The organism is Enterobacter sp. DC1 (assembly GCF_000568075.1).
GTDB lineage: Bacteria > Pseudomonadota > Gammaproteobacteria > Enterobacterales > Enterobacteriaceae > Enterobacter > Enterobacter asburiae.
The window spans coordinates 343,031-366,317 of sequence record NZ_AZUA01000003.1; the positions used below are offsets into that span (position 1 = coordinate 343,031).

Sequence of the window (23,287 nt, forward strand, 5' to 3'; positions counted from 1 at the left end):
GATTCGCTTATTCTTGCTGAAGCGTTTCAGTCGATTAAATGTTCGACAATTGACCAATCAATCGCAGTTTGTGACAGCAAGGATTCCCCTTCGGGCGTAGCTGGATTACTCTTTCAGCCACCTCAAACTCAGGGATTGCTTTGCAGGAGATCTATGACCGTACGCGTAGCGATTAATGGCTTCGGTCGCATCGGACGTAATGTGGTTCGTGCTTTGTATGAATCCGGACGTCGGGCGGAAATAACCGTGGTGGCAATCAATGAACTGGCGGATGCTACGGGCATGGCGCATTTGTTGAAATATGACACAAGCCATGGGCGCTTTGCCTGGGATGTTCGCCAGGAAAGAGATCGGCTTTTTGTGGGTGATGACGCTATTCGTGTGCTGCATGAGAACAGTATCTCCGGGCTACCCTGGCGTGAACTGGGTGTGGATGTGGTGCTTGACTGTACCGGTGTCTACGGCAACCGCGAACATGGCGAAGCGCATCTTGCTGCCGGCGCGAAAAAAGTCCTGTTTTCTCATCCCGGCAGTAACGACCTCGACGCGACCGTCGTGTTTGGCGTCAACCAGCATGAGCTGCAGGCCGAACACCGCATTGTTTCCAACGCCTCCTGTACCACCAACTGCATTATTCCGGTCATCAAACTGTTAGACGATGCGTATGGCATTGAATCCGGCACCGTGACCACGATTCACTCCGCCATGCACGATCAGCAGGTTATCGACGCCTACCATCCGGATTTACGACGCACTCGCGCGGCGAGCCAGTCAATCATTCCGGTGGATACAAAACTGGCGGCAGGGATCACCCGAATTTTTCCGCAGTTTAACGACCGGTTTGAAGCGATTGCCGTGCGTGTCCCAACGATAAATGTGACCGCGATCGACCTCAGTGTGACGGTGAAAAAACCGGTAAAAGCCTGTGAAGTCAACCTGTTGCTGCAAAAAGCGGCACAGGGAGCATTTCATGGTATAGTTGACTATACGGAATTACCGTTGGTCTCAGTAGATTTTAACCACGACCCGCACAGCGCCATCGTCGATGGCACGCAAACGAGAGTCAGTGGCGCACACCTTATCAAGACGCTGGTCTGGTGTGATAACGAATGGGGCTTTGCTAACCGAATGCTCGACACCACGTTAGCAATGGCCGCTCAAGGTTTCAGGTAAGACGCATTGTGCGTCTGCAAAACTTTAAGAATCAACGAGAGGATTCACCATGTCTGTAATTAAGATGACCGATCTGGATCTGGCTGGTAAACGCGTTTTCATCCGTGCCGATCTGAACGTACCGGTTAAAGATGGCAAAGTGACCAGCGACGCGCGTATCCGTGCATCTCTGCCAACCATCGAACTGGCTCTGAAGCAGGGCGCGAAAGTGATGGTCACCTCCCACCTGGGTCGTCCAACTGAAGGCGAGTACAACGAAGAGTTCTCTCTGCTGCCAGTGGTTAATTACCTGAAAGACAAACTGTCCAGCCCGGTTCGCCTGGTGAAAGATTACCTGGACGGCGTTGAAGTTGCTGCCGGTGAACTGGTTGTTCTGGAAAACGTTCGCTTCAACAAAGGCGAAAAGAAAGACGACGAAACCCTGTCCAAAAAATACGCTGCGCTGTGCGACGTATTCGTGATGGATGCCTTCGGTACGGCTCACCGTGCACAGGCGTCAACCCACGGTATCGGTAAATTCGCAGATGTTGCTTGCGCCGGTCCTCTGCTGGCTGACGAACTGGAAGCGCTGGGTAAAGCACTGAAAGAACCTGCTCGTCCAATGGTGGCTATCGTTGGTGGTTCTAAAGTTTCTACCAAACTGACCGTTCTGGATTCCCTGTCTAAAATCGCTGACCAGCTGATCGTTGGCGGTGGTATCGCGAACACCTTCGTTGCCGCTCAGGGCCACAACGTGGGTAAATCCCTGTACGAAGCAGACCTGGTTGACGAAGCTAAACGCCTGCTGACCACCTGCGATATCCCGGTGCCAACTGACGTTCGCGTAGCGACCGAGTTCTCCGAAACCGCAACCGCGACTCTGAAATCTGTAAACGACATCAAAGATGAAGAGCAGATTCTGGACCTGGGCGACGTTTCTGCACAGAAACTGGCTGAAATCCTCAAAAACGCAAAAACTATCCTGTGGAACGGTCCTGTTGGCGTGTTCGAATTCCCGAACTTCCGCAAAGGTACTGAAATCGTTGCTAACGCTATCGCAGACAGCGAAGCGTTCTCTATCGCAGGCGGTGGTGACACCCTGGCAGCAATCGACCTGTTCGGTATCGCTGACAAGATCTCCTACATCTCCACTGGTGGCGGCGCATTCCTCGAATTCGTGGAAGGCAAAGTACTGCCAGCAGTAGCAATGCTCGAAGAGCGCGCTAAGAAGTAAGCCATTCAAGGGCAGGGAAACCTGCCCAATTTTCAGCGCGCTTTTAAGAGCTCGCACCTTTTCTAACGGCCGAAGATACAGGACTAAGCAACATGTCTAAAATTTTTGATTTCGTAAAACCTGGCGTTATCACTGGTGATGACGTACAGAAAGTGTTCCAGGTAGCTAAAGAAAACAACTTCGCTCTGCCAGCAGTTAACTGCGTGGGTACCGACTCCATCAACGCCGTACTGGAAACTGCTGCTAAGGTTAAAGCGCCAGTTATCGTTCAGTTCTCTAACGGCGGCGCTGCGTTCATCGCAGGTAAAGGCGTGAAAACTGACATTCCTCAGGGTGCTGCAATCCTGGGCGCTATCTCTGGTGCGCACCACGTACACCAGATGGCTGAACACTACGGTGTTCCAGTTATCCTGCACACTGACCACTGCGCGAAGAAACTGCTGCCGTGGATCGACGGTCTGCTGGACGCGGGTGAAAAACACTTCGCAGCCACCGGTAAGCCACTGTTCTCTTCTCACATGATCGACCTGTCTGAAGAGTCACTGCACGAAAACATCGAAATCTGCTCCAAATACCTGGCGCGCATGGCCAAAATGGACATGACTCTGGAAATCGAACTGGGTTGCACCGGTGGTGAAGAAGACGGCGTGGACAACAGCCACATGGACGCTTCTGCACTGTACACCCAGCCAGAAGACGTTGATTACGCTTACACCGAGCTGAGCAAAATCAGCCCACGCTTCACCATTGCGGCGTCCTTCGGTAACGTACACGGCGTTTACAAACCAGGTAACGTGGTTCTGACCCCGACTATCCTGCGTGATTCTCAGGAATACGTTTCCAAGAAACACAACCTGCCGCACAACAGCCTGAACTTCGTTTTCCACGGCGGTTCCGGTTCTTCTGCTCAGGAAATCAAAGACTCCGTAAGCTACGGCGTAGTGAAAATGAACATCGATACCGACACCCAGTGGGCAACATGGGACGGTATCCTGCAGTACTACAAAACCAACGAAGCTTACCTGCAGGGTCAGCTGGGCAACCCGAAAGGCGAAGACCAGCCGAACAAGAAATACTACGATCCACGCGTATGGCTGCGCGCTGCCCAGACTTCTATGATTACTCGTCTGGAGCAGGCATTCAAAGAACTGAACGCGGTAGACGTTCTGTAATTTGAACTGCTAACAGCATCAGAAGGCCCGCAAATGCGGGCCTTTTTTTATGCTTTTTCAATACCCTGTCTGGCCGGTTTTTGTGATCTGTTTGGCAATACTTGCGCTTTTTGTTTACCCTTTACGGACCTGCCTGTCTCCATGGGGGATGGATTTTGTGTTTTGGTTTAACAAAAGGAAGAATAAATGGAACAACTCGATGTTGTAGACAGCATCAATAACGCCGGTAACTGGCTGGTGCGCAACCAGGCGCTGCTGCTGAGCTATGCCGTGAACATCGTCGCGGCGATTGCCATCATCATCGTCGGGATGATCGTGGCGCGTATCGTATCGAACGCGGTTAACCGCGTAATGCTGGCCCGTCACATTGACGCCACGGTGGCTGACTTCCTCTCTGCGCTGGTGCGCTACGGCATTATCGCCTTTACGCTGATTGCGGCGCTGGGCCGTGTGGGCGTGCAGACCGCCTCCGTCATTGCCGTTCTCGGTGCCGCCGGTCTGGCTATTGGTCTGGCGCTGCAGGGCTCGCTGTCAAACCTGGCGGCTGGCGTTCTGCTGGTCACCTTCCGTCCGTTCCGCTCCGGCGAATACGTTGACCTTGGCGGCATTGCCGGGACCGTGCTGCAGGTGCAGATTTTCTCAACGACCATGCGTACCGTCGATGGCCGCATCGTGGTCGTGCCGAACGGGAAAATCATTGCGGGCAACATCATTAACTTCTCCCGTGAACCGGTGCGTCGTAACGAACTGATTATCAGCGTGGCGTACGACTCCGACATCGATCAGGTGAAGTCGCTGATCAGCAACATCATTGCTTCAGACGATCGCATTTTGAAAGACAAAGAGCAGACGGTTCGCCTGAACGAACTGGGCGCGTCCTCGATTAACTTCGTGGTGCGTATCTGGAGCAAGAGCAGCGATCTGCAAAACGTGTACTGGGACGTGCTCGAGCGCATTAAGCGCGACTTCGATGCCAACGGCATCAGCTTCCCGTACCCTCAGATGGACGTAAACGTCAAAAAAGTCAAAGAAGCCGAATAACTTCTCCCGCAGGCCCGGTCAGCGCTAGCGCCACCGGGCTTTATTTTTATAAGAGCTGCTAATCCCCAATTAATATTATCAATTTCCTCTAATGTAATTCGCGCAGTATAGTCACCTTCCAGAACAACACTGTGAGAATTTCGTCATGTTATCTTATTACTTTCAAGGGCTTGCCTTAGGTGCGGCCATGATCCTTCCCCTCGGCCCGCAAAATGCATTCGTGATGAACCAGGGCATTCGCCGCCAGTATCATCTGATGATTGCCCTGCTGTGCGCGGTTAGCGATTTACTGCTGATCTGTGCCGGAATTTTTGGCGGCAGCGCATTGCTCATGCAGTCACCGTGGCTGCTGGCGCTGGTCACCTGGGGCGGCGTGGCGTTTCTGCTCTGGTATGGTTTTGGTGCCCTGAAAACCGCGATGAGCACCAACCTCGAACTGGCGAGCGCGGAAGTCATGAAGCAGGGCCGCTGGAAGATTATCGTCACCATGCTGGCGGTCACCTGGCTTAATCCCCATGTTTATCTGGACACCTTCGTGGTGCTGGGCAGCCTGGGCGGACAGCTGGACGTTGAGCCGAAACGCTGGTTTGCGCTTGGCACGGTCAGCGCCTCTTTTCTCTGGTTCTTCGGTCTCGCCATTCTTGCCGCATGGCTGGCACCTCGTCTGCGTACTGCCAAAGCCCAGCGCATCATTAATACGCTGGTGGGGCTGGTGATGTGGTTTATTGCCTTTCAGCTGGCAAAAGAGGGGATTCACCACGTTCAGGAATTGTTCAACTAATCCTTGTCTTATGGACAACTGAACAAGACCCGCTAAGCTTGCTGGCATGCGCCCTGTTAATGGGCACTCTTCGCAACATGGAGGAATAACAGTGAAGTTTAAGGTGATGGCCCTGGCGGCATTAGTAAGTTTTGGTGCGGTGTCGGTGCAGGCAAGTGAACTGCCGGATGGCCCGCACATCGTCACTTCAGGCACCGCAAGCGTGGACGCGGTACCCGATGTTGCAACGCTGGCAATTGAAGTCAATGTCGCTGCGAAAGATGCGGCAACTGCCAAGAAGCAGGCTGACGATCGTGTTGCGCAATACCTCTCTTTCCTCGAGCAGAACGGTGTAGGTAAAAAGGATATCAACTCCGCGAATCTGCGTACTCAACCTGATTACGACTACCAGAATGGTAAAAGCATCCTGAAAGGCTACCGCGCCGTGCGTACCGTTGAAGTGACTGTGCGTCAGCTGGATAAGCTTAACTCGCTGCTGGATGGCGCGCTGAAGGCGGGTCTGAACGAAATTCGTTCCGTGTCGCTGGGCGTTGCGCAACCGGAGAAATACAAAGACGAAGCGCGTAAAGCGGCGATTGATGATGCCATTCACCAGGCGGAACAGCTGGCTTCTGGCTTTAAGAGCAAGCTCGGCCCGGTTTACAGCGTGCGTTACCACGTCTCTAACTACCAGCCAAGCCCGATGGTACGGATGATGAAGGCTGATGCCGCCCCGGTGTCCGCTCAGGAAACCTATGAGCAGCCAACCATTCAGTTTGACGATCAGGTGGATGTGGTCTTCCAGCTGGAGCCTGTTGCAGCACAACCGAAACCGGCTCAGTAATCTGTAGGCCGGGTAAGGCGAAGCCGCCACCCGGCTTGTTTTTTTAATCCTGTCTCAGTACCTTGTGCCCGTACGCCAGCAGCGCGTCGGTGACGTTGCGCATCATGCGGCTTTCCGGCGCAAAACGGTGCCAGTAGAGCATCCGGCGCTGATACAGCCCCGGCGTCAGGTCAATCAGCTCACCGCTTTTCAACTCTTTCTCAATCTGCAGATGCGGGATCATGCAGCAGGTGGTGCCCTGACGCGCAAGCTGCACAAAGGCTTCTGACGAGTTAACGATATGGCACGGCACGCTGCCCGGCGGCAGATCGAAGTTTTGCTGCAGGAACGCCTGGTGCATATCGTCCAGATGGTCGAACGCTACGGCGGGGGCTTTCAGCAGCGCGGCGCGGGTGACGCCGTTCGGGAAGTAGCGCTCGGCAAAGGCTTTTGAACCCACAAACAGGTAGTCCAGGGCGCCCAACTGATCGACAAGACAGCTTGGCAGCGCCTGAGGCTGGATACTGACCGCCCCAACCACTTCACCGCGACGCAGGCGTTCCTGGGTACGGGTTTCATCTTCCACCTGGAGATTCAGGCGAATAGGGGAGTCCGCTAATACCGGCGCAAGGGCCGGCAGCAGCCAGGTTGCCAGACTGTCGGCGTTGACCGCCAGAGAGAGCAGCAGCGGCGTAGAGCCCGTTTGTTCGTCACCCAGCCACTCGTCTTCCAGCAGTTCAACCTGGCGCAGCAGGGCGAGAAGCTTTTGACCTTGCTCGGTTGGACGTGGCGGCACGGTACGCACCAGCAGCGGCTGGCCGAACATGTTTTCAAGCTGTTTGATACGCTGTGATACGGCGGACTGGGTGATGCAAAGCTTTTGCGCCGCGCGCTCAAAACCTCGTTCACGAATAACAGCATCAAGTGCCTGTAGTGTTCTGTAGTCCGGACGTTTCATTGCTCTGGCTGGCTCCTTAATTTTGCTTATTCTGCACTATGACACAATTTTCCCTTCGTGGCAGACGAATTCCATTCGACGTGTTCTATAATGCGCCCTGAGTTTTCACACCACAGGCAAAACGATCATGACGCAGGATGAACTGAAAAAAGCAGTAGGATGGGCCGCTCTCCAGTACGTGCAGCCGGGTACCATTGTCGGTGTCGGTACGGGATCAACCGCGGCACACTTTATCGATGCGCTGGGCACGATGAAGGGGCAAATCGAGGGCGCGGTTTCCAGCTCTGATGCTTCCACGGAAAAGCTGAAAAGCCTCGGCATTACCGTTTTCGATCTCAACGAAGTGGATCGTCTGGGGATTTACGTTGATGGCGCGGATGAAATCAACGGCCACATGCAGATGATCAAAGGCGGCGGCGCTGCGCTGACTCGCGAGAAGATCATCGCCTCCGTTGCGGACAAGTTTATCTGCATCGCGGATGCCTCCAAGCAGGTCGACATTCTGGGTAATTTCCCGCTGCCGGTCGAAGTGATCCCGATGGCGCGTAGCGCGGTTGCTCGTCAGCTGGTGAAGCTGGGCGGTCGTCCGGAATATCGTCAGGGCGTAGTCACCGACAACGGTAACGTGATCCTCGACGTTCACGGTCTGGAAATTCTCGACGCGATTGCGCTGGAAAATGCCATCAACGCTATCCCAGGCGTAGTGACCGTAGGGCTATTCGCCAACCGTGGCGCGGATGTGGCGCTGATCGGCACCGCTGACGGCGTGAAAACCATTATAAAATGATCTGACGGGGGGAGTCCTCCCCCCGCTAAAAAATTTTTGAAAAGCTAAATTCGGTGACTTGTGTCACGTTTTTCAGCCTCTTTTGCCGATCCTGCCGCGTTTGTAAATTTCCATAGCATTTTCCTCTGATATTTTGCCCTGGATGACTTTTCTTCAGAGTGCCGACGCAAACGTTCATATTGCTGCAATAGTTTTTTTTGATATGTTGGCTACAGCGGATTCATATCCAGCACAACATCAGTTCAGACAAAAACAGGGTCGGGTAAATGGCAAAGGTATCACTGGAGAAAGACAAGATTAAATTCCTGCTGGTCGAGGGCGTGCATCAAAAAGCAATCGATAGCCTTCGTGCGGCAGGTTACACCAACATCGAATTTCACAAAGGCGCGCTCGATACCGAAGAGCTGAAAGCGTCCATCCGTGATGCCCACTTCATTGGCCTGCGATCCCGTACTCACCTGACTGAAGAGGTTATTGCCGCGGCGGAAAAGCTGGTGGCTATCGGCTGCTTCTGCATCGGTACCAACCAGGTTGACCTGAATGCTGCCGCCAAACGCGGTATTCCCGTTTTCAACGCCCCGTTCTCCAACACCCGTTCCGTGGCGGAGCTGGTGATTGGCGAGCTGCTGCTGCTGCTGCGCGGCATTCCAGAAGCGAACGCCAAGGCGCACCGCGGCGTGTGGAACAAGCTGGCGTCAGGCTCTTTCGAAGCGCGTGGTAAAAAGCTGGGGATTATCGGCTACGGCCACATCGGTACGCAGCTCGGTATTCTGGCGGAATCCCTGGGTATGCACGTGTTTTTCTACGATATCGAAAGCAAGCTGCCGCTGGGCAATGCGACCCAGGTTCAACACCTGTCTGACCTGCTGAACATGAGCGACGTGGTGAGCCTGCACGTGCCGGAAAATGCGTCCACCAAAAACATGATGGGCGCGGAAGAGCTGGCGCTGATGAAGCCGGGCTCGCTGCTGATTAACGCCGCACGCGGCACGGTTGTCGATATCCCGGCACTGGCGGATGCGCTGAAGCGTAAGCATCTGGCGGGCGCGGCCATCGACGTGTTCCCAACGGAGCCAGCGACCAACAGCGATCCGTTTACCTCTCCGCTGTGCGAGTTCGACAACGTGATCCTGACGCCGCACATCGGCGGTTCGACCCAGGAAGCGCAGGAGAATATCGGTCTGGAAGTAGCGGGTAAGCTGAGCAAATACTCCGACAACGGTTCTACGCTCTCTGCCGTGAACTTCCCGGAAGTGTCTCTGCCGCTGCACGGCGGTCGTCGTCTGCTGCACATCCACGAAAACCGTCCGGGCGTGCTGACCGCGATCAACCAGATCTTTGCCGAGCAGGGCGTCAACATTGCCGCGCAGTATCTGCAAACGAACTCGCAGATGGGCTACGTGGTTATTGATATCGAAGCGGATGACGATGTTGCCGAGAAAGCGCTGCAGAGCATGAAGTCTATTGCCGGGACGATTCGCGCGCGTCTGCTGTACTGATAGTGCGAGGTAAATGCAAAACGGTAACGATAGTTACCGTTTTTTATGTTTTCACCCTCTCCCTGTGGGAGAGGGCTGGGGTGAGGGCATCTGGCCGCACGCCTGGTTCACCACTCCCACAACTTCGATGGCGTCACCACCGCCGGCAACGGCACATCCCATTTCTCCACCGGCAACGCCTCCACGCCCTGACAATCATGCGCATAGCCCACCGGCTGCAATCCGTACTGCTGCCAGTTTTGCAGCGTCCTGTCATAAAAACCACCGCCCATCCCTAAACGCTGCCCCTGTTCATCAAACGCCACCAGCGGCGTAATCAGCACATCCAGCTGTGACAGCGGGAGCACGTCGCGCACGTCGAGTTTCGGTTCGGTGATTTTAAGGCGATTCACCACCAGCTCGCTGTGCGGATGGTAGTGCAGAAACAGCAAATTACCTTCGCTGAACGGGTGCAGCACCGGCAGATAGACCTTCTTCCCGGCGCGCCAGAGCTGCTCAATCAGCGGCTGGGTATCCAGCTCTCCATCAAATGACAGAAACAGCGCAACGGTGTGCGCCATCACGACAGGGGGATACGCCATCATACGGGCGGCGGCCTGCTGGGCAAAATGCGCTTGCTGATCGGCGGTTAACGCACGGCGGCGCTGACGAATTAACTGACGGATGTCCTGGCGTGAAGCAGAAACTTCAGGGAATTGGGTCATGGTAGTCGGTAGAAGAAAAGAGAGGGAATCTCCGAGATGCCGCCGCAGGCTGTAACCCTTGAACCCTTGGTTCAAGGTGAATGTGTCGTCATAGTTTTAAGGCTTCTCGGACGGACCGAGCATGCTCACCAACCATGGAGCGCCACATTCTTGTGGTATGAAATATCGGCTCAGGGGACTGGCCCGCTTGCGAACATCTCAGAGAAATTTTGTCTTCACAGTTACTCTACCATAGTCAACTGAGAAGTGTTATTCAAACTTTGGTCCCGGTCTTTCGGGATTGCGACCTTGATCAAGCAATGCCTGTTCGATGGTCTGCTGGAGCATTTTAATGCGCTGCTCCATGCTTGCCGCGTAGTCGCGGGTCTTCGCTTTTTCCTGAGTCAGTTCATAGCTGATGTTCAACGCGGCGATGAAAACCAGCTGCTCAGTATTTGTGACTCTAGTGCGTTCTTTTAGATCTTGCAACCGCTGATTCAAATCGTCCGCTGCCTGATTCAAAGCATCCCTTTGTTCAGGCGGACAATTCACTCGCAGTGAACGGCCAAAAATCTGGAGATCGACGGGTTGTGCAGACATGCCACCTTCCTGCTGATTGACTGCGCTGCCTTCGCTTACTGCCCCGGGGGCTGCGAAGGGGCGACACTATAGCTACCCTGATGTGAAGATACAAGCCCTTTTCTGGTATCACCAGGGTCCAAAGTGGTAGCATATCATGAAACTTCCCCCCTTTGATGACGAATGCTCATGTCTATACAGAACGAAATGCCTGGTTACAAGGATTTAAACCAGTTACTGAACCAGCAGGGAGTCGGTTTAACCCCTGCCGAAATGCACGGTCTGATCAGTGGCATGCTGTGCGGCGGAAACAGCGACAGCTCATGGCAGCCGCTGATCCACGACCTCACGAATGAAGGGCTGGCGTTTGGTCACGAGCTGGCGGAAGCGCTGCGTAAAATGCACGCCGCAACCAGCGATTCGCTGGAAGACGATGGCTTCCTTTTTCAGCTTTATCTGCCTGAAGGCGACGACGTCAGCGTGTTCGATCGCGCCGATGCGCTGGCCGGCTGGGTAAACCACTATCTGCTGGGGCTCGGCGTGACGCAGCCTAAACTGGATAAAGTGACCGGCGAAGCGGGTGAGGCGATCGACGACCTGCGTAACATCGCCCAGCTTGGCTACGATGAAGACGAAGACCAGGAAGAGCTGGAAATGTCTCTTGAAGAGATCATCGAGTACGTGCGTGTGGCGGCTCTGCTGTGCCACGACAACTTCACGCGCTCTCAGCCGACCGCGCCGGAAGTCCGCAAGCCAACCTTACATTAAGAAAAATAACGCACAGGAGGGTGTCATGGTTATCTCGAGTCAAGAGTATTCCCGCCGCCGTCAGGCGCTGCTGGCAACAATGCAGCCGGGCAGCGCCGCGCTGATTTTTGCTGCGCCCGAAGTTACGCGCAGCGCCGACAGCGAATATCCCTATCGCCAGAGCAGCGATTTCTGGTACTTCACCGGCTTTAACGAGCCGGAAGCGGTGCTGGTGCTGATTAAGAGCAATGACACCCACAACCACAGCGTGATTTTCAACCGCGTGCGAGACTTAACCGCTGAAATCTGGTTTGGCCGCCGCCTGGGCCAGGAGGCCGCACCGGCGAAGCTGGGCGTTGACCGCGCGCTGGCGTTTAGCGAAATCAACCAGCAGCTCTATCAGCTGCTTAACGGCCTCGACGTGCTCTATCACGCGCAGGGTGAATATGCCTACGCCGATGAGATTGTTTTCACCGCGCTGGATAAGCTGCGCAAAGGCTCGCGCCAGAATCTGTCCGCGCCGGCCACGCTGACGGACTGGCGTCCGGTGGTGCATGAGATGCGCCTGTTCAAGTCTGAAGAAGAGCTGAATTTGATGCGCCGAGCGGGCGAAATCAGCGCCCTGGCGCACACTCGCGCCATGGAAAAGTGCCGTCCCGGGATGTTCGAATACCAGCTGGAAGGCGAAATTCATCACGAATTTAACCGCCACGGCGCGCGTTATCCCTCTTACAACACCATTGTTGGGGGCGGCGAAAACGGCTGCATTCTGCACTACACCGAAAACGAAAGCGCGCTGCGCGACGGCGATCTGGTGCTGATTGACGCCGGTTGCGAATACCAGGGCTACGCGGGGGACATCACCCGTACCTTCCCGGTGAACGGTAAATTCTCACCGGCACAGCGCGCCATTTACGACATTGTCCTGGAATCGCTTGAGACGGCGCTCAGGCTGTATCGTCCCGGTACCTCCATGCAGGAAGTGACCGGCGAAGTGGTGCGCATCATGATTACCGGCCTGGTCAGGCTCGGGATCCTGAAAGGGGAGGTCGACACCCTGATCGCTGAAAATGCGCATCGACCATATTTCATGCACGGCCTGAGCCACTGGCTGGGGCTGGATGTACATGACGTTGGCGCGTACGGCACCGACCGTTCGCGCGTCCTAGAGCCGGGCATGGTGTTAACCGTGGAGCCAGGCCTGTATATCGCGCCGGATGCCGACGTACCTGAAGAGTACCGCGGGATTGGCATTCGTATTGAAGACGACATCGTTATTACCGAAACCGGTAACGAAAACCTGACCGCGAGCGTCGTGAAAAACGCTGACGATATCGAGGCGCTGATGGCAGCGGCACGCGCATGAGCGTGATTATCGTTGGCGGCGGCATGACCGGGGCCACGCTGGCGCTGGCCATTTCGCATTTGACGAAAGGCCAGCTTCCGGTTCACCTGGTGGAAGCCGTCGCGCCGCAGGCAAAGAATCATCCCGGTTTTGATTCCCGCGCCATTGCCCTGGCGCAGGGTACCTGCCAGCAGCTGTCCCGCATTGACATCTGGCAGGCCATCGCCGATTGCGCGACGGCAATTAAAACCGTTCACGTCAGCGATCGCGGCCATGCTGGCTTTGTTACGCTGGATGCCCATGATTACCGTATCGACGCGCTGGGTCAGGTTGTTGAGCTGCACGACGTCGGATTGCGTCTGTTCCGCCTGCTCCAGGATGCGCCGGGCGTCACGCTGCATTGTCCGGCGCGCGTGGCCAGCGTGAGCCGCAACGAGGCGTCGGTCAGCGTGACGCTGGAAAACGGCACCGTGCTTGAAGGTCAGCTTCTGGTCGCCGCGGACGGCTCGCGCTCGTCGCTTGGCGCCCAGTGCGGCGTGGAGTGGCGTCAGCAGCCTTACGGGCAGGTTGCGGTCATTGCCAACGTCTCTACCGCAGCTGAACACCACGGCAGGGCGTTTGAACGCTTTACGCAGCACGGTCCGCTGGCGATGCTGCCGATGTCGGACGGGCGCTGTTCCCTGGTCTGGTGTCACCCGCAGGATAAGGCCGAAGAGGTTAAAGCCTGGTCAGACGAACGTTTTTGTACCGAGCTGCAGAAAGCCTTTGGCTGGCGGCTGGGGCGTATTACCCATGCGGGCCAGCGGGCGGTTTACCCGCTTTCGTTGACTACGGCCTCTCAGTCCATCTCCCATCGTCTGGCGCTTGTCGGTAATGCCGCGCAGACGTTGCACCCCATCGCGGGGCAGGGGTTCAACCTTGGCCTGCGTGATGTCATGAGCCTGGCGGAAACCCTTTCGCAGGCGTGGGGTGAGCAAAAAGATTGCGGCGCATACCCGGTACTCAGCCATTACCAGAAGCGACGTCAGGCCGATAAAGAGGCGACAATTGGCGTTACCGACGGCTTAGTCCATCTCTTTGCCAATCGCTGGGCGCCGCTGGTTGCAGGTCGCAACCTCGGGCTGATGGCGATGGAATTATTCATTCCGGCACGTGACGTGCTGGCGCAGCGGACTCTTGGTTGGGTCGCGCGTTAAGGAGTTATCACCGTGCAAAATGTTGATGTCGCCATCGTTGGCGGCGGTATGGTCGGACTGGCGCTGGCCTGTGGTTTACAGGGCAGCGGCCTGCGCGTGGCGGTGCTGGAGCAAAAGCAGCCTCAGCCCGTTGCACCAGATGCTCCGCCGGAACTGCGCGTCTCGGCGATCAATGCCGCCAGCGAGAAATTGCTGACACACCTTGGCGTCTGGGCAGATATTGTGGCGCAGCGCGCCAGCTGCTATCACGGCATGGAAGTGTGGGATAAAGACAGCTTTGGTCATATTGCTTTTGATGATGAAAGCATGGGCTATAGCCATCTGGGTCATATCATCGAAAACGCGGTGATCCACCACGCTCTGTGGCAGAAAGCACAGCAGTGCAGCGACGTGACCCTGATTGCGCCAGCGCAGGTCCAGCAGGTGGCGTGGGGTGAAAACGAGGCGTTTATCACCTTACAGAGCGGCGACATGCTGACCGCGCGTCTGGTGGTCGGTGCTGACGGTGCGAACTCCTGGCTGCGTAATAAAGCCGATATTCCGCTGACCTTCTGGGACTATCGTCATCATGCTCTGGTGGCAACGATCCGAACAGAGGAGCCGCACGGCGGCGTGGCGCGGCAGATTTTCCACAACGACGGCATTCTGGCGTTTCTGCCGCTTGCCGACCCGCACCTGTGCTCGATTGTCTGGTCCCTGGTGCCTGAAAAAGCCCAGCTGATGCAGGAGGCGGCGCCGGACGCCTTTAACCAGGCGCTGTGCATGGCGTTTGATAACCGCCTTGGCCTGTGCACCCTTGAAAGCGAGCGGCAGGTGTTCCCGTTAACCGGACGCTACGCGCGTCAGTTTGCGGCGCACCGTCTGGCGCTGGTTGGTGATGCGGCGCATACCATTCATCCGCTGGCCGGGCAGGGCGTTAACCTTGGCTTTATGGACGCGGCTGAGCTGGTTGAGGAACTGCGTCGCCTGCATCGCGAAGGCAAAGATATCGGCCAGCATCTCTACCTGCGTCGCTACGAGCGCAGCCGCAAGCACAGCGCGGCGATGATGCTGGCGGGCATGCAGGGCTTCCGCGAGCTGTTTGCCGGCGCGAATCCGGCAAAAAAACTGCTGCGCGACATTGGCCTCAAGCTTGCTGACACCCTTCCGGGTGTTAAACCTCAACTCCTCCGTCAGGCGATGGGTCTTAACGACCTGCCGGACTGGCTACGTTAATTTAGACCCCTGTCACACTTTATTTTCCCGGCCTCTGCGCCGGGGAAATTCCCTCGTTTGAAATATTCTAATTTCACGTCATTTTTCGCATTAGAAAATCTAATCTACAAGATTTTATGTTACGGAAAATCGGCCCGTTTTTCCGCACGATATATCACCATGTGCTAAATCCTGTTAGATCATTGTTAATTTTGTGCGGGGTTAATCGCATTTTTCCAGTGAATAACTCTGTAGGCTTTTTAGCGTTTTTTGGTCATAAGCTAATGTGATGACCCGTTTTACCTTATGGTTAACCGCCGGTTTCGGTGGTAAGTTCGGGTAAAAGAGAACGTTTGCGTCGGCGCCAGGTAACGGGGCCGATACCGGGTTTCACGGTGAATTTTTCAACGAGGACAAGATGGCTCAACAGACTCCTTTGTACGAACAACACGTGTTATGCGGCGCCCGCATGGTGGACTTCCACGGCTGGATGATGCCGCTGCACTACGGCTCGCAAATTGATGAGCACCACGCGGTGCGCACCGATGCCGGTATGTTCGACGTGTCCCACATGACGATTGTCGATCTGCGCGGTAGCCGCACCCGGGAGTTTTTGCGTTATCTGCTGGCAAATGACGTCGCCAAACTGAAGACGCCGGGTAAAGCGCTCTATACCGGCATGCTGAATGCCTCGGGCGGCGTGATTGATGACCTTATCGTCTATTACTTCACTGAAGATTTCTTCCGCCTCGTTGTCAACTCCGCCACCCGCGAAAAAGACCTCTCCTGGATCACCCAACACGCCGAACCTTATGCCATCGACATCACCGTCCGTGACGATCTGTCGCTGATCGCCGTGCAGGGGCCAAACGCGCAGGCGAAAGCCGCGTCTCTGTTTAACGACGAGCAGCGTAAAGCAACCGAAGGCATGAAGCCGTTCTTCGGCGTGCAGGCGGGCGATCTGTTTATCGCCACCACCGGCTATACCGGTGAAGCGGGCTATGAAATTGCGATGCCGAACGAGAAGGCCGCTGATTTCTGGCGTGCGCTGGTGGAAGCGGGCGTGAAGCCTGCGGGTCTGGGCGCGCGCGATACGCTGCGTCTGGAAGCGGGGATGAACCTCTACGGTCAGGAGATGGATGAAGGCGTCTCTCCGCTGGCCGCCAACATGGGCTGGACCATCGCATGGGAACCGGCTGATCGTGACTTTATTGGCCGTGAAGCGCTGGAGATGCAGCGTGAGAAGGGTACGGAACAGCTGGTGGGTCTGGTGATGACCGAGAAGGGCGTGCTGCGCGGTGAACTGCCGGTGCGCTTTACCGATGCCGACGGCAATCCTCGCGAAGGCGTGATCACCAGCGGTACCTTCTCCCCAACGCTGGGCTACAGTATTGCACTGGCACGCGTGCCGGCGGGTATTGGCGAAACGGCGGTGGTGCAAATCCGCAACCGCGAAATGCCGGTCAACGTAACCAAACCGATTTTTGTTCGCGCCGGTAAGCCGGTCGCCTAATCATTTTTATCAGGAGAACTTCAATGAGCAATGTGCCAGCAGAACTGAAATACAGCAAAGAACACGAGTGGCTGCGCAAAGAGGCGGACGGCACTTACACCGTAGGGATCACCGAGCACGCGCAAGAGCTGCTGGGCGACATGGTGTTTGTTGACCTGCCTGACGTGGGCACGACCGTTAGCGCGGGCGACGACTGCGCCGTAGCGGAGTCCGTAAAAGCGGCATCTGATATCTATGCCCCTGTGAGCGGCGAAATCGTTGCCGTCAACGACGCGCTGAGCGATTCGCCAGAGCTGGTGAACAGCGAGCCGTATGAAGGCGGCTGGATCTTCAAGATCAAAGCCAGCGACGAATCTCAGGTTGCCGCGCTGCTGGATGCGACCGCGTACGAAGCACTGTTAGAAGACGAGTAATTGTTTATCCCCCTCTCCCTCTGGGAGAGGGCAGGGGTGAGGGTGCCAGTCTTCCCCTCACCCTAACCCTCTCCCAGAGGGAGAGGGAACTTAAATTCACTGCACGTTTCAGGAACCATCGCTCATGACACAGACTTTAAGCCAGCTTGAAAACCGTGGCGCCTTCATTGAACGTCACATTGGGCCGGATGCTCAGCAACAGCAGGAGATGCTGAAGACAGTTGGCGCGGATTCATTAAACGCACTGATCGGCCAGATTGTGCCAAAAGACATCCAGCTTGCCACGCCGCCTCAGGTGGGGGAAGCCACCACGGAATTCGCCGCGCTGGCGGAGCTGAAGGCTATCGCAGGCCTGAACAAGCGCTATAAGTCTTACATTGGCATGGGCTACACCAACGTGCAGTTGCCGCCGGTTATCCTGCGCAACATGCTGGAAAACCCGGGCTGGTACACCGCTTACACCCCGTATCAGCCGGAAGTCTCCCAGGGCCGTCTGGAAGCGCTGCTGAACTTCCAGCAGGTGACGCTGGATCTGACCGGGATGGACATCGCCTCCGCCTCGCTGCTGGATGAAGCGACCGCCGCCGCCGAAGCAATGGCGATGGCTAAGCGCGTGAGCAAGCTGAAAAATGCCAACCGCTTCTTCGTGGCGGCGGACGTGCATCCCCAGACGCTGGACGTGGTGCGCACCCGTGCGGAAACCTTCGGCTTTGACGTGATTGTCGACGACGCTGACAAAGTGCTGGATCACCAGGACGTCTTTGGCGTGCTGCTTCAGCAGGTAGGCACCACCGGCGAAGTTCACGACTACGGCACGCTGATTGCCGAGCTGAAATCCCGCAAAGTGGTTGTCAGCGTTGCCGCCGACTTTATGGCGCTGGTGCTGCTGACGGCGCCGGGCAAACAGGGCGCGGATATCGTATTCGGTTCAGCGCAACGCTTCGGCGTGCCGATGGGCTACGGCGGCCCGCACGCGGCGTTCTTCGGCGCGAAAGATGAATTCAAACGCTCCATGCCTGGCCGCATTATCGGCGTCTCAAAAGACGCTGCCGGTAACACCGCCCTGCGCATGGCGATGCAGACCCGCGAGCAGCACATTCGCCGCGAGAAAGCGAACTCCAACATCTGTACCTCGCAGGTGCTGCTGGCAAACATCGCCAGCCTGTACGCCGTGTTCCACGGCCCGGCTGGCCTGAAGCGCATTGCCAGCCGCATTCACCGCCTGGCCGATATTCTGGCCTGCGGTCTGCAGCAGAAAGGCCTTAAGCTGCGCCACGCTCACTACTTCGACACCCTGTGTGTGGAAGTGGCGGACAAAGCGGCCGTGCTGGCGCGCGCGAATGCGGCAGAGATCAACCTGCGCAGCGACATCCACAACGCCGTCGGCATTACGCTGGATGAAAGCACCACCCGCGACGATATCCTGAACCTGTTCAGCGTGTTGCTGGGTGACGCACACGGTCTGGATATTGACGCGCTCGACAAAGAGGTCGCACTCGACAGCCGCTCCATTCAGGAAAGCATGCTGCGTAACGATGCGATCCTGACGCATCCTGTCTTTAACCGCTATCACAGCGAAACCGAGATGATGCGCTATATGCACTCTCTGGAGCGCAAGGATCTGGCGCTGAACCAGGCGATGATCCCGCTGGGTTCCTGCACCATGAAGCTCAACGCCGCGGCAGAGATGATCCCGATCACCTGGCCTGAATTTTCCGAGCTGCACCCGTTCTGCCCGCCAGAGCAGGCGGAAGGTTATCATATGATGATCAACCAGCTTTCCGACTGGCTGGTGAAATTGACCGGTTATGACGCGCTCTGCATGCAGCCGAACTCCGGCGCGCAGGGCGAATACGCGGGCCTGCTGGCGATCCGCCACTATCATGAAAGCCGCAACGAAGGTCACCGCGATATCTGCCTGATCCCAAGCTCTGCCCACGGTACCAACCCGGCCTCTGCCCAGATGGCGGGCATGGAAGTGGTGGTGGTTGCTTGCGATAAAAACGGCAACATCGATCTGGCCGACCTGCGTGCGAAAGCCGAGCAGGCGGGCGACAAGCTCTCCTGCATCATGGTGACCTACCCGTCTACCCACGGCGTGTACGAAGAGACTATCCGTGAAGTGTGCGAAGTGGTGCACCAGTTCGGCGGTCAGGTTTACCTCGACGGCGCGAACATGAACGCCCAGGTGGGCATTACCTCTCCGGGCTTTATCGGCGCGGACGTATCGCACCTGAACCTGCACAAAACCTTCTGCATCCCGCACGGCGGTGGCGGCCCGGGCATGGGCCCAATCGGCGTGAAAGCGCACCTGGCGCCGTTTGTCCCAGGCCACAGCGTGGTGCAGATTGAAGGCATGCTGACCCGTCAGGGCGCGGTCTCTGCGGCACCGTTCGGCAGCGCCTCTATCCTGCCAATCAGCTGGATGTACATCCGCATGATGGGCGCGGAAGGGCTGAAGCAGGCGAGCCAGGTGGCGATCCTCAACGCCAACTATATTGCGACTCGCCTGAAGTCCGCCTTCCCGGTGCTCTACACAGGCCGCGACGGTCGCGTGGCGCACGAGTGCATCCTCGATATTCGTCCGCTGAAAGAGCAGACCGGCATTAGCGAGCTGGATATCGCCAAGCGTCTGATCGACTACGGCTTCCACGCGCCAACCATGTCGTTCCCGGTTGCGGGTACGCTGATGGTGGAGCCAACGGAATCTGAAAGCAAAGCCGAGCTGGACCGCTTTATCGACGCGATGCTGGCGATCCGCATGGAGATCGACCGCGTGCAGGACGGCGAGTGGACGCTGGAAGATAACCCGCTGGTTAACGCCCCGCACACCCAGCACGAAATGGTGGCAGAGTGGAACCACGGCTATTCCCGCGAGCTGGCGGTCTTCCCGGCAGGTGTGGCAAACAAATACTGGCCGACCGTGAAGCGTCTCGATGACGTCTACGGCGACCGTAACCTGTTCTGCTCCTGCGTGCCGATGAGCGAATACCAGTAATATTGCTGATGTAGTAACGTAGGCCGGGTAAGGCGAAGCCGCCACCCGGCTTTTTTATTGGGAGAAGCGAATGGCAATTGCACTGGTCACCGGCGCCAGCCGGGGCATTGGAAAAGCCACCGCGCTGCAGCTGGCGCGCGAAGGCTACACCGTGGCGGTGAACTATCACCACAACATTAAAGCCGCGACGGACGTGATCAACCAGATCGTTGAAGCGGGCGGTAAAGCCTTTGCCGTCCGCGCGGATATCAGTGATGAAGCCCAGGTGCTGGCGATGTTTGACAGCCTCGATCGTGAAGGCGAGCCGCTTCGTGCGCTGGTCAATAATGCGGGCATTCTGTTTGAGCAATCCACTATCGAGAACCTCTCCGCTGAGCGCATTAACCGCGTCCTGGCGACCAACGTCACGGGCTACTTTCTCTGCTGCCGGGAAGCGGTAAAACGCATGTCCTTCAGGCATGGCGGCAAGGGTGGGGCGATAGTGAACGTCTCTTCCGCCGCGTCGCGTCTGGGGGCGCCGGGTGAATATGTGGATTATGCCGCGTCGAAGGGGGCGGTGGATTCGCTGACAACCGGGCTATCGCTGGAGGTGGCGGCGCAGGGCATTCGCGTCAACTGCGTGCGTCCGGGTCTGATTTATACCGATATTCATGCGTCCGGCGGAGAGCCGGGGCGGGTAGATCGCGTGAAATCGCTGCTGCCGATGCAGCGCGGCGGCCAGCCGGAAGAGGTGGCCCAGGCGATTGTCTGGCTGCTGAGCGAGAAGGCGTCGTACGTAACGGGCAGTTTTATTGAGTTGGCCGGTGGGAAATAAGCCGGGTGGCGGCTTCGCCTTACCCGGCCTACTGTTCGTGTAGGCCCGGTAAGCGCAGCGCCACCGGGCAAAAATTACAGCGCCTCGCCGTTGCTGGCAATCACTTCCTTATACCACTCGAAGCTTTTCTTGCGGGAACGCGACATGTCGCCCGTGCCGTCGTCGTGCTTGTTCACGTAGATAAAGCCGTAGCGCTTGCTGTACTGGCCGGTGGTGAACGACACGCAGTCGATGCAGCCCCATGGCGTATAGCCCATCAGATCCACGCCGTCGTGCGTCACGGCTTTGATCATCTCTTCTACGTGGGCACGCAGGTAGTCGATGCGATAGTCGTCGTTGATGCTGCCGTCTTCTTCTACCTTATCGTAGGCGCCGAACCCGTTTTCCACGATAAACAGCGGTTTCTGATAACGCTCGTACAGTTCGCACAGGGCATAACGCAGGCCCACCGGGTCAATCTGCCAGCCCCAGTCGGACGCCTTCACGTGCGGGTTCGGCACGCTGCCTTCGAAGCCGGAAATGGCATCGCCGGTACCGCCTTCTGCTTTCACCGCGTTGGTCATGTAGTAGCTGAAACCTAAGTAGTCGCAGGTACCTTCACGCAGGATCTGCTCGTCGCCTGCCTCCATTTTGATGGAGAAGCCACGGCGCTCCCACTCGTTCAGCACGTAGGACGGGTAGTATCCGCGCAGCTGGACGTCGGTAAAGACATAGCGCTCGCGCATGGATTCCTGGGCGAACATCACGTCTTCCGGTTTGCAGGAGAACGGATAGAGCGCCACCATCGCCAGCATGCAGCCGACCTTCATCTCCGGGTTGATGCGGCGTGCGGCTTTCACAGCCAGTGCGCTGGCCACAAACTGGTGGTGCAGGACCTGGTACATGGTCTCTTCCGGATTTTCATGTTCGGTATAGACCACGCCCGAGCAGCAGTAACCGAACAGCGGCGCGCGCCAGTTACGCTGGTTATTGATTTCGTTGAAGGTCATCCAGTATTTGACCTTGTTTTTGTAGCGCTCAAAAACCACTTCCGCGAAGCGCACGAAGAAATCGACCACTTTACGGTTGGTCCAGCTACCGTACTCCTGCACCAGGTGCAGCGGCATTTCGAAGTGGGAGAGGGTGATCACCGGTTCGATGTTGTATTTCAGCAGCTCGTCGAACATATCGTCGTAGAACTTCAGCCCCTCTTCGTTTGGCTGCGTTTCGTCACCTTTCGGGAAGATGCGCGTCCAGGCGATAGAGGTGCGGAAGCATTTGAAACCCATCTCGGCAAACAGCTTGATGTCTTCTTTATAGTGGCCGTGGAAGTCGATGGCCTCGTGGTTTGGGTAGTATTTACCCGGCACCACCTCCTGCGTGATTTCTCGCGGGACGCCGTGCGCGCCGCCGGTCAATACGTCACAAATGCTTGGCCCTTTGCCGCCTTTGTTCCAGCCGCCTTCAACCTGGTGAGCGGCAACCGCGCCGCCCCATAAAAAATCTTTTGGTAAGGTCAATTTTTTCATCGCTGCTCTTCTCAATAAATGGCTTATTGGCATCGAGTCTAGCAAAGCGAAATTGAATGTCACGATATAACAATTCCCAGTAAATGTGATTTGTTACACCAAAAAAACAGGGTGTTTTATTCTGTGAGTTTCTTCGCCAGTTTACGTCCGAGAGATTCCAGAATATAAATGACGGGAATTTGCGTGGTGATGTCGTAGACGCCTGCAATACGCGTCTGAGGAACATGCCAGGAGAGATTAAAGTCCGCCAGTTTTGCGAGACGCGAGTGCTCGTGGCTGGTTATCGAGAGTACCTTGCAGTGATGCAGGCTGAACTGGCTGGCGAAGCGCAGGATCTCCTCGGTCTCGCCCGAGACGGAGAGCACAATCGCCAGCGCATTTTTCGCCATATCATTGGTGACCGGGAAATAAGGATCATCAATATGGTTACTGAATTTCCCGATATTAGAAAAGAAGCGTGCGCCATATTTTGCCAGCGAACCCGATGTTCCGGCACCGACGAATATAATTCGCTCGGACGATAAAATAATATCTACCGCCTTATCTAATAACGCATCGAACTCTTCATTATTCACGCTTTTAAAAAAGCTGATAATTTCGCTGGCACCGAAATTCGCCTGCTGGGGCTCGTTCTGTTCAAGATAAAGCTTAAAGCGCACCCGAAATTCAGAATACCCTTCGCAGTTAAGCTTGCGGCAAAAGCGCAGGATAGTGGTGGTTGAGACGTCTGCCGCATCCGCCAGCTCGCGGATGGTCATGTACATCACTTTGTCGCGATTTTTTATGACATAGTTGTAGACCATCATCTCCAGGTTATTGAGACTGGCAATGGCGGAATGGGAGAACATGCTCACAATGGCTACACTCACTC

Annotated in this window: 21 protein-coding genes and 1 other RNA gene; 16 read left to right on the plus strand and 6 right to left on the minus strand. The window is 56.3% G+C overall.

Features of this window, described 5'->3' with window-relative positions:
- The first annotated feature begins 153 nt into the window (after positions 1–153).
- From epd to P346_RS10030, 6 genes are all read left to right on the plus strand, one after another.
- Positions 154–1,173 (plus strand): erythrose-4-phosphate dehydrogenase, encoded by a 1,020-nt coding sequence (gene epd / locus P346_RS10055; protein ID WP_032660071.1) that lies wholly within the window; start codon positions 154–156, stop codon positions 1,171–1,173.
- A 49-nt stretch (positions 1,174–1,222) separates the two neighbouring features.
- Complete coding sequence (gene pgk / locus P346_RS10050; RefSeq protein ID WP_032660073.1) at positions 1,223–2,386, plus strand: phosphoglycerate kinase; 1,164 nt, start codon at positions 1,223–1,225, stop codon at positions 2,384–2,386.
- 92 nt (positions 2,387–2,478) lie between these two features.
- The gene (gene fbaA / locus P346_RS10045; RefSeq protein ID WP_032660076.1) at positions 2,479–3,558 is read left to right on the plus strand and encodes a class II fructose-bisphosphate aldolase; all 1,080 of its coding nucleotides are present in this window, start codon (positions 2,479–2,481) and stop codon (positions 3,556–3,558) included.
- A 186-nt stretch (positions 3,559–3,744) separates the two neighbouring features.
- Complete coding sequence (mscS, locus tag P346_RS10040) at positions 3,745–4,599, plus strand: small-conductance mechanosensitive channel MscS (RefSeq protein ID WP_024906566.1); 855 nt, start codon at positions 3,745–3,747, stop codon at positions 4,597–4,599.
- 145 nt (positions 4,600–4,744) lie between these two features.
- Positions 4,745–5,380, plus strand: a complete 636-nt coding sequence (gene argO / locus P346_RS10035) for an arginine exporter ArgO (RefSeq protein ID WP_029739215.1) — start codon at positions 4,745–4,747, stop codon at positions 5,378–5,380.
- 91 nt (positions 5,381–5,471) lie between these two features.
- Entirely contained in the window at positions 5,472–6,203 is a 732-nt protein-coding gene (locus P346_RS10030) for an oxidative stress defense protein (RefSeq protein ID WP_008499728.1), read from the plus strand.
- A gap of 43 nt (positions 6,204–6,246) precedes the next feature.
- On the opposite strand, the gene argP is transcribed toward P346_RS10030, so the two are convergent.
- Positions 6,247–7,140: a DNA-binding transcriptional regulator ArgP gene (gene argP / locus P346_RS10025; RefSeq protein ID WP_008499727.1), complete on the minus strand. Its 894-nt coding sequence runs from the start codon at positions 7,138–7,140 to the stop codon at positions 6,247–6,249.
- A gap of 127 nt (positions 7,141–7,267) precedes the next feature.
- Between argP and rpiA the strand changes: the two genes are divergently transcribed.
- On the plus strand, positions 7,268–7,927 hold the full coding sequence (gene rpiA / locus P346_RS10020) for a ribose-5-phosphate isomerase RpiA (RefSeq protein WP_032660078.1): 660 nt from the start codon (positions 7,268–7,270) through the stop codon (positions 7,925–7,927).
- Positions 7,928–8,193: 266 nt separating this feature from the next.
- The gene (gene serA, locus P346_RS10015) at positions 8,194–9,426 is read left to right on the plus strand and encodes a phosphoglycerate dehydrogenase (protein ID WP_032660082.1); all 1,233 of its coding nucleotides are present in this window, start codon (positions 8,194–8,196) and stop codon (positions 9,424–9,426) included.
- A 107-nt stretch (positions 9,427–9,533) separates the two neighbouring features.
- On the opposite strand, the gene P346_RS10010 is transcribed toward serA, so the two are convergent.
- The 3 genes from P346_RS10010 to zapA form a co-directional block, all read right to left on the minus strand.
- Complete coding sequence (locus tag P346_RS10010; protein WP_032660084.1) at positions 9,534–10,130, minus strand: 5-formyltetrahydrofolate cyclo-ligase; 597 nt, start codon at positions 10,128–10,130, stop codon at positions 9,534–9,536.
- Positions 10,131–10,154: 24 nt separating this feature from the next.
- Positions 10,155–10,338, minus strand: a non-coding RNA gene (gene ssrS, locus P346_RS22560) — 6S RNA.
- Positions 10,339–10,379: 41 nt separating this feature from the next.
- Positions 10,380–10,709: a cell division protein ZapA gene (gene zapA / locus P346_RS10005; RefSeq protein WP_006811891.1), complete on the minus strand. Its 330-nt coding sequence runs from the start codon at positions 10,707–10,709 to the stop codon at positions 10,380–10,382.
- 168 nt (positions 10,710–10,877) lie between these two features.
- Between zapA and P346_RS10000 the strand changes: the two genes are divergently transcribed.
- The 8 genes from P346_RS10000 to P346_RS09965 all read left to right on the plus strand — a co-directional run bounded on the left by P346_RS10000 (position 10,878) and on the right by P346_RS09965 (position 20,908).
- On the plus strand, positions 10,878–11,456 hold the full coding sequence (locus P346_RS10000) for a YecA/YgfB family protein (protein ID WP_029739212.1): 579 nt from the start codon (positions 10,878–10,880) through the stop codon (positions 11,454–11,456).
- A gap of 31 nt (positions 11,457–11,487) precedes the next feature.
- Complete coding sequence (gene pepP / locus P346_RS09995) at positions 11,488–12,801, plus strand: Xaa-Pro aminopeptidase (RefSeq protein WP_029739211.1); 1,314 nt, start codon at positions 11,488–11,490, stop codon at positions 12,799–12,801.
- Positions 12,798–13,976 (plus strand): 2-octaprenyl-6-methoxyphenyl hydroxylase, encoded by a 1,179-nt coding sequence (gene ubiH, locus P346_RS09990; protein ID WP_032660090.1) that lies wholly within the window; start codon positions 12,798–12,800, stop codon positions 13,974–13,976. Before pepP ends, ubiH begins: the two co-directional genes overlap by 4 nt.
- A 12-nt stretch (positions 13,977–13,988) precedes the next feature.
- Positions 13,989–15,191, plus strand: a complete 1,203-nt coding sequence (ubiI, locus tag P346_RS09985; RefSeq protein ID WP_032660092.1) for an FAD-dependent 2-octaprenylphenol hydroxylase — start codon at positions 13,989–13,991, stop codon at positions 15,189–15,191.
- A gap of 397 nt (positions 15,192–15,588) precedes the next feature.
- Positions 15,589–16,683: a glycine cleavage system aminomethyltransferase GcvT gene (gene gcvT, locus P346_RS09980; protein WP_029739208.1), complete on the plus strand. Its 1,095-nt coding sequence runs from the start codon at positions 15,589–15,591 to the stop codon at positions 16,681–16,683.
- A 23-nt stretch (positions 16,684–16,706) separates the two neighbouring features.
- A complete protein-coding gene (gcvH, locus tag P346_RS09975; protein WP_008499718.1) occupies positions 16,707–17,096 on the plus strand; it encodes a glycine cleavage system protein GcvH in 390 nt (129 codons plus the stop codon).
- A 124-nt stretch (positions 17,097–17,220) separates the two neighbouring features.
- The gene (gene gcvP, locus P346_RS09970) at positions 17,221–20,094 is read left to right on the plus strand and encodes an aminomethyl-transferring glycine dehydrogenase (protein WP_032660094.1); all 2,874 of its coding nucleotides are present in this window, start codon (positions 17,221–17,223) and stop codon (positions 20,092–20,094) included.
- Positions 20,095–20,164: 70 nt separating this feature from the next.
- The gene (locus tag P346_RS09965; RefSeq protein WP_032660097.1) at positions 20,165–20,908 is read left to right on the plus strand and encodes an SDR family oxidoreductase; all 744 of its coding nucleotides are present in this window, start codon (positions 20,165–20,167) and stop codon (positions 20,906–20,908) included.
- Between the two features lie 74 nt (positions 20,909–20,982).
- Here the strand turns inward: P346_RS09965 and bglA are convergent, their stop codons facing one another.
- Both bglA and P346_RS09955 read right to left on the minus strand, forming a co-directional pair.
- Complete coding sequence (gene bglA / locus P346_RS09960; protein ID WP_032660100.1) at positions 20,983–22,416, minus strand: 6-phospho-beta-glucosidase BglA; 1,434 nt, start codon at positions 22,414–22,416, stop codon at positions 20,983–20,985.
- A 116-nt stretch (positions 22,417–22,532) separates the two neighbouring features.
- On the minus strand, positions 22,533–23,264 hold the full coding sequence (locus P346_RS09955; protein WP_032660101.1) for a MurR/RpiR family transcriptional regulator: 732 nt from the start codon (positions 23,262–23,264) through the stop codon (positions 22,533–22,535).
- Positions 23,265–23,287: the final 23 nt, after the last annotated feature.